7 protein-coding genes, 4 tRNA genes and 1 pseudogene are annotated in these 6,535 nt (G+C 44.5%); 4 read left to right on the plus strand and 8 right to left on the minus strand.

Annotated elements, in window-relative coordinates; all coding sequences use genetic code 11:
* The 5 genes from CIK04_RS13605 to CIK04_RS13625 form a co-directional block, all read right to left on the minus strand.
* Positions 1-177: GTP-binding protein (locus CIK04_RS13605; RefSeq protein WP_253275292.1), on the minus strand; the 177-nt coding region annotated here is incomplete at its 3' end.
* Positions 178-278: 101 nt separating this feature from the next.
* Positions 279-354, minus strand: a tRNA-Thr gene (locus CIK04_RS13610).
* Positions 355-368: 14 nt separating this feature from the next.
* Positions 369-443 (minus strand) — tRNA-Gly (locus CIK04_RS13615).
* 35 nt (positions 444-478) lie between these two features.
* Positions 479-563 (minus strand) — tRNA-Tyr (locus CIK04_RS13620).
* Between the two features lie 47 nt (positions 564-610).
* Positions 611-686: transfer RNA gene (locus CIK04_RS13625), tRNA-Thr, on the minus strand.
* A gap of 211 nt (positions 687-897) precedes the next feature.
* Here CIK04_RS13625 and coaA point away from each other — a divergent pair.
* The gene (coaA, locus tag CIK04_RS13630; protein ID WP_045590887.1) at positions 898-1,821 is read left to right on the plus strand and encodes a type I pantothenate kinase; all 924 of its coding nucleotides are present in this window, start codon (positions 898-900) and stop codon (positions 1,819-1,821) included.
* A gap of 32 nt (positions 1,822-1,853) precedes the next feature.
* Here the strand turns inward: coaA and birA are convergent, their stop codons facing one another.
* Both birA and murB read right to left on the minus strand, forming a co-directional pair.
* Positions 1,854-2,822, minus strand: a complete 969-nt coding sequence (gene birA, locus CIK04_RS13635) for a bifunctional biotin--[acetyl-CoA-carboxylase] ligase/biotin operon repressor BirA (RefSeq protein WP_039453001.1) — start codon at positions 2,820-2,822, stop codon at positions 1,854-1,856.
* On the minus strand, positions 2,819-3,862 hold the full coding sequence (gene murB / locus CIK04_RS13640; RefSeq protein ID WP_017420262.1) for a UDP-N-acetylmuramate dehydrogenase: 1,044 nt from the start codon (positions 3,860-3,862) through the stop codon (positions 2,819-2,821). Before murB ends, birA begins: the two co-directional genes overlap by 4 nt.
* A 63-nt stretch (positions 3,863-3,925) precedes the next feature.
* Between murB and CIK04_RS13645 the strand changes: the two genes are divergently transcribed.
* From CIK04_RS13645 to CIK04_RS35545, 3 genes and pseudogenes are all read left to right on the plus strand, one after another.
* Entirely contained in the window at positions 3,926-4,363 is a 438-nt protein-coding gene (locus CIK04_RS13645) for a GNAT family N-acetyltransferase (RefSeq protein ID WP_080533423.1), read from the plus strand.
* 89 nt (positions 4,364-4,452) lie between these two features.
* A complete protein-coding gene (gene pssA / locus CIK04_RS13650) occupies positions 4,453-5,793 on the plus strand; it encodes a CDP-diacylglycerol--serine O-phosphatidyltransferase (protein WP_038939511.1) in 1,341 nt (446 codons plus the stop codon).
* Between the two features lie 263 nt (positions 5,794-6,056).
* Positions 6,057-6,251, plus strand: a pseudogene (locus CIK04_RS35545) (helix-turn-helix domain-containing protein); the annotation flags it as partial.
* Between the two features lie 49 nt (positions 6,252-6,300).
* Here CIK04_RS35545 and CIK04_RS35550 read toward each other — a convergent pair.
* Positions 6,301-6,535, minus strand: a 235-nt coding sequence (locus CIK04_RS35550) for a hypothetical protein (RefSeq protein ID WP_263198424.1), incomplete at its 5' end; no start/stop codon positions are given.

Genomic DNA, 6,535 nt, shown 5'->3' on the forward strand with positions numbered 1-6,535 from the left:
ACGCTCACGCTCTTCTGGAGCGTTGTCGATTGATGCGAAGTCACGAGCAGCACCGCCGTAAACTTTTGCAAGAGTAGTACAGATAGCTGCAGTTAGAGTTGTTTTACCGTGGTCAACGTGGCCGATAGTACCAACGTTTACGTGCGGTTTTACACGTTCAAATTTTTCTTTAGACATGAATAGTCCCTCTAGGTACGGATTTAGGTGGCCCGAATTGACCACGCAACCAAAAAAGATAATTGGTAAATCTTATATCAAAAGGAAATAACTTTGAGAGCTGGTGCTGATAGGCAGACTCGAACTGCCGACCTCATCCTTACCAAGGATGCGCTCTACCACCTGAGCTATATCAGCACTCAAATTGTGAGTGGAGCGGGCAGCGGGAATCGAACCCGCATCATCAGCTTGGAAGGCTGAGGTAATAGCCATTATACGATGCCCGCAACACGTAACTCTGAGAGCTATTTCCTAAAGAATATGGTGGAGGGGGACGGATTCGAACCATCGAAGGCGGAGCCGGCAGATTTACAGTCTGCTCCCTTTGGCCACTCGGGAACCCCTCCAAATTTTTCAACCATTCTCACTACAATCACTATTAAGTGGGAGAGAATGGTGCCGACTACCGGAATCGAACTGGTGACCTACTGATTACAAGTCAGTTGCTCTACCTACTGAGCTAAGTCGGCATAAGTGGAGCGCATTCTAGTGAATCATTTCTTTGCTTGCAATAGCTTTTTTACAAAAAAATCTGATTTTTTGATAAAACAGAATCACCTGACGCAAAATCACACAATTCTCTCTTTTTTCAATGAGGATTCACTATTGTCATTTGCTTTCTGTTACTCATGATGTATTTTGCATTCTCTTTCACGATTCACATGGAAAGGAAGCGTTCATATGAGCCCATTTTTGTCATTTAGTCGCGCAACTTGGTCTGAATTACGTAATTCAGTGCCAATGACGTTGTCTGAAGAAGACTTAAAGGCATTGCAAGGGATCAATGAAAATCTCACCATGCAAGAAGCGGTGGAAGTGTATCTCCCTCTTTCTCGCTTATTGAATCTTTATGTGCAGGCGAGGCAGAGCCGCAATTCGGTGCTTCATCAGTTTTTGGATAATGATGAACACGCTCCTCCTTTCGTCATCGGTATCGCAGGCAGTGTGGCTGTAGGTAAGAGCACCACTGCTCGGGTCTTATGTGCTCTACTTTCTCGCTGGGAAAACCATCCCAAAGTCGAACTGGTCACCACTGATGGTTTTCTCTATCCAAAAAAGGAGCTGGATCAACGCGGCATCATGCATAAGAAAGGCTTTCCAGAATCTTATGATATGAAGAAGCTGGTGCAGTTTGTCTCCGATGTCAAAGCAGGTAAACCGGAGCTTGAGGTTCCTGTTTACTCGCATATTACTTACGACATTACGGAGGAAGTAAAGAAAGTGGATCGCCCCGATGTTTTGATTATCGAAGGGCTGAATGTACTGCAAAGTGGTATGGACTACCCACACGATCCTCATCGTGTTTTTGTTTCTGATTTCCTCGATTTCTCAATTTACGTTGATGCTGAAAGCGATACGATAGAACAATGGTATGTGGAGCGCTTTCTCAAGTTCCGTAAAGGCGCGTTTACTCAACCTGGCTCGTACTTTAGTCACTATACTCAACTTAGCGAGCAACAAGCCATCGAGAAAGCACAACAGATTTGGCGAGACATTAATGGCATTAATTTAACGGAAAACATTTTGCCAACCAAAGAACGCGCTCATCTGATTCTGCGTAAGGGCCAAAATCACTTGGTCGAAGAGATTCTGCTACGTAAATAGAAACAACGACTCAGCATACCATTCAATTTCGTTTACTGATCGTTAGCTCGCAAAGAGATTTCACCACCAACAAATGTTTGAATCCCTTCCACGGTTTTTAGAATAACGCCGCCTTGGCTGTCAATGCCTTGAACTTCGCCATGAATTTCTCTGGGACCTATCAATAACTTAACTTGGCGACCTTTAAAGTTATCCAATCGATTCCAACGCTCGATGAAACCGTTTAAGCCGCATAGTTCATACTCAGAAAGGGCTTCTCGCCATTTCGCCATTAACGCTAAAGCCAGTTCTGTTCGATCTAGTCTCGCTCCAGATTCAATCTGGCTGAGCGCTGTCCACGGTTGATCAATAGAATGGCAATCTGCCTGCATTTGCATGTTTAGACCCATTCCAATCACCAAGTGAGCAGCGCCTCCTGCTTGACCAGTCATCTCGACCAAAATTCCCGCCAATTTCTTATCTTGGTAGTAAACATCATTAGGCCACTTCAATTTCACACCTTGAACGCCTAATGATTCCAACGCTTCAACCGCAGCAATCCCCACAACAAGGCTCAACCCCATCGCTGCTGCCATTCCAGCGTCCAGACGCCAGTACATCGACATATACAGGTTGGAGCCAAAAGGCGAAAACCACTGCCGCCCTCGTCGGCCTCGCCCTTGTGATTGATACTCAGCCAAACAAACATGGCCTGTTTGAAGGTTTTCAATACGTTCCAGTAGATACTGATTGGTTGAGTCAATCACGGGGATCAGTTCAACATTATTTGCATTTTGCTCAACCAGCTGATGCTCATCAAGCAGCGTCATAGGCTGAGCCAGTTGATAGCCTCGCCCTTGAATTCGATAAACATCAACTCCCCAATCCTGCAATGCGTTAATGTGCTTTGAGATCGCCGCTCGAGAAATACCAAGTTCATGACCCAACGTCTCTCCAGAATGAAACTGTCCATCGGCTAAGCGTTTTAATAAATGCAGTTTAACAACGTGCTCTTTTCTCATGACTCTACTCTTAGCTCACTTAAACAGGTCTCACCGACAGCACCGATAAAGCGAACTTCATGTTCAAGTGCAATCTGATATTTATCCCAAACCGCATCGCAAATAAGGCTGGCCAACTGGATGATATCTTGCGCGGTACATGACTGCGCATTAGTCAACACTAACGCTTGCTTCGGGTGAACTTGAGCACCACCAACTTGCACACCTTTAAAATCGCACTGGTCAATCAACCATCCAGCAGCTACTTTCATCTGTTCACCAGCAGGATACGCAACGATGTGAGGAAACTGAGCTTTTAGCTGCTGCCAATGGGCTTTATCGATAATGGGGTTTTTAAAAAAGCTGCCAGCGTTGCCGACCTGCTTTGGATCTGGCAATTTCTCTCTACGAACTTCACACACTTTGTGAAAGATACTGATTGGTGAAAGTTCATGCTCTGCAATGTCCTGCAACGGGCCGTAACTGTTATTCGCTTGCCACGTTTTAGGCAATTTTAACCCCACCGCAATCACTACGCATTGATTATAAAGGGCGTGCTTAAATACTGAGTCACGATAGCCAAATTGACACTCTTCAGCACTGAGGCGACGTTGAGAAAAATCGTCCAGCATCAAAATATCCACGTACTGGCACACATCTTTAAATTCAACCCCATAAGCACCAATATTCTGAATCGGTGCCGAGCCTGCACAACCAGGAATCAAGGCAAGGTTCTCTAAACCACCAATCCCTTGTTGAACAGACCATTCCACCAAGTTGGGCCAATCCTCTCCCCCCTGAGCATGGATATAGTAAAACGATTCGTCCTCACTTAACGTTTTACCAGAAAGACGATTCACCACCACGACACCGGAAAAAGGCTGGGTAAAGAGCACATTGCTACCACTACCAATAATGAGCTTTGGCAACTCAAAGAAATCTGGGTTGTCGTAAATTTCGATGAGCTCATCCACACTACCTGCTTCAACCAGATAATGGCTACATTGCTCAATGGCGAAAGTATGGTACGGCTTTAAAGAGATATTTTGCTTAATTTGCATAGCATCAACGTATTAACTTAAACTTTGCCCATTCTACAACACTTATCCTGCAGGCACAGTGCCATGACACATGCAATTCACTTTGAACTACTGGATCCCATCAAAGTTCCTATCATCAAAAAACTCTATAAGGCCCATTATCCGGGCACGAAGGTAAAAAAAGATGAGAACATTGTCGTCGCAATGCAAGATAAGCAGACCATTGGCGTTGTGCGCTTTCGTCGGGTTGAAGAACATCAACTGATGACTGGTATGCTGGTCATACCCAGCCAGCGAAAAAAAGGGATCGCACATTGCTTGCTCAAATACTGTGCGGAAAGACTCCTTGACGAAAAGGTCTTTTGCTTTGCTTATCGACACCTCGAACCTTTTTATGCGCAACATTCGTTCGTGACGATTTCGTCCGAGCAGTTGCCTAACTCTCTGAAACAAAAGTTTATACGCTATTCAGAAAGTGGCAAAGATCTCGTTCCTATGCAATATCAGGCACAAATCCGCTAAGAATTCGCGCTTTTCTGGTATTGGATTTAATAAATTTGGTAGAATCGGCAGCTTGCAATACTGCACATAACGAAGGTAATACACCCCATATGATGGCTAGCAGGAATCCTTTTGCACAGCTACCCAGCATTGCTGTGGATGCTGATGCTCTGGAAGTTCTTCATACAGCGAAAGACTTCAGGACTCGCTTGATAGATGCGATCGCAAAAGCGACCTCTCGTATCTGCCTAGTGGCTTTGTATCTCGAAGATGATGAGGCCGGGCGAGAAATACTGACAGCGCTATACGAAGCTAAGCAACGCAATCCGGGTTTAGATATCAGCGTATGCGTTGATTGGCACCGAGCACAACGTGGCTTGATCGGTGCAGAAAAATCTGAAGGTAATGCTGCGCTTTACAAAGCGTTTGCGAACAAATATCAACACAAAATTCCTGTTTACGGCATTCCAGTTCGCGGTAGGGAAGTCTTTGGTGTACTCCATCTAAAAGGCTTCATTGTCGACGACACGGTGATTTACAGCGGAGCGAGCCTCAACAACGTCTACCTTCAGTACAGTGAGCGTTATCGCTTTGATCGATACCACGTGATTCATAATGAATCCCTTGCCGACACTATGTTCAGTTTCGTCCAAAACGAAATGATAGCGCACCCTGCCGTGAATGATTTGGCAAAAGAAGAACGCCCTGAAACCAAAGAAATTAAGACCGCAATTCGTCAATTTCGCTCAGCGTTAGCTCGCGCCAAGTATCGCTTTGAATCTCACGAGGCTGCCGAACATCAATTTTCCATCACCCCGATGGTCGGTTTAGGAAAGAGGCGGAACTTCCTCAATCAAAACATCGCTAAGCTGATTGATGCGGCTCAAAGTGAAATATTCATTTGTACGCCTTACTTCAACTTTCCTAAAGATATCGCAAAGGGCGTGAAACGTGCGTTAAAACGTGGCGTAAAGGTGACGATTGTTGTAGGCGATAAGACCGCTAACGACTTTTACATCGCACCAGACAAAGAATTCAAAACGATTGGTGGTTTACCCTATTTATATGAGCTGAACCTACGCAAGTTTGCTAAAGCTTATGAAGCTCAAATAGCAGCAAGAAACCTTTCTATTCGGCTCTGGAAAGATGGCGATAACAGCTTCCACCTTAAAGGTATTTGGGTTGATAAACGCTACATGCTGCTGACAGGAAACAATCTCAATCCTAGAGCTTGGGCGTTAGATCTCGAAAACGGTTTGTTGATTAGAGATGACTTTGCGCAACTAACAGAACAGTTTGATTCTGAGGTCGACAACATTCTCCAGCACACTCAGTTAATTTGTACATACAAACAACTTGAGAAAGTCGAAGAATATCCGGAAGTGGTTCAGAAGTTAGTCCGCAAAATCACTCGCATTAAAGCCGATGGCGTACTAAAGAGAATTCTCTAGTATTGACGGCACATTAAAACATCACTTAAGCCCAACGACGTGTTGGGCTTTTTTATATGTGTAACTCCCCCGAATGACGGCAAGCTCCTGTGGTGTTTAATAGCGATCTAGCGAGGATAATATCAACCTAACTAAAAAGATGATCTAATTGAGGCTGTTACTTCTTCGTGATAAATGACGCTATGGACAGTCTCAATAACATTGATTTCAAAAAACTTGCTAGCCAACAAAAATCTATTCAAATGAAGATGTGATTACTCGCATTGGCCCATTTTAAAGATGGTCACTCTCGAACCCAAATTGCTAAGTTCCTGAAGGTAAGCAGAGCCAGTGTGAATAAATGGGTACAAACATTCCTTGAAGAAGGGCTTAAAGGACTGCAAGAGAAACCAAGAACGGGTCGCCCAGCATTTCTTAACGCGGAGCAGCGAGAACAATTAAGTCAGTATCATCAAGCTCCCACCCTATTCTCCAGAGCTAAACCCGATAGAACAAGTGTGGAGTGGGTTAAGACAACACTATCTCGCCAATCCATCTTTTGCGGATTACGAAGGCATTGTCTCCAAAGTATGTAGGGCTTGGAAGAGTTTTTTGGAATGTTCGGCCAGAGTCAGACAGATGTGCTCGAGAAGATGGATAGACCTGACAGTTAATTTTCCAGATTGGTATGACATGAGCAAGATGCATTCCCTTGAAAGAAAAATTCATCACGCTGAAAACGACAAAACCCAGTCCGAAGACT

This window comes from Vibrio sp. 03_296 (genome assembly GCF_002265885.1).

Excerpts from the sequence above, each read along its gene's own strand:
- coaA (WP_045590887.1), top strand. The coding sequence starts at position 898 with ATGAGCCCATTTTTGTCATTTAGTCGCGCAACTTGGTCTGAATTACGT.
- CIK04_RS13645 (WP_080533423.1), top strand. The coding sequence starts at position 3,926 with ATGACACATGCAATTCACTTTGAACTACTGGATCCCATCAAAGTTCCT.
- pssA (WP_038939511.1), top strand. The coding sequence starts at position 4,453 with ATGATGGCTAGCAGGAATCCTTTTGCACAGCTACCCAGCATTGCTGTG.
- birA (WP_039453001.1), bottom strand. The coding sequence starts at position 2,822 with ATGAGAAAAGAGCACGTTGTTAAACTGCATTTATTAAAACGCTTAGCC.
- murB (WP_017420262.1), bottom strand. The coding sequence starts at position 3,862 with ATGCAAATTAAGCAAAATATCTCTTTAAAGCCGTACCATACTTTCGCC.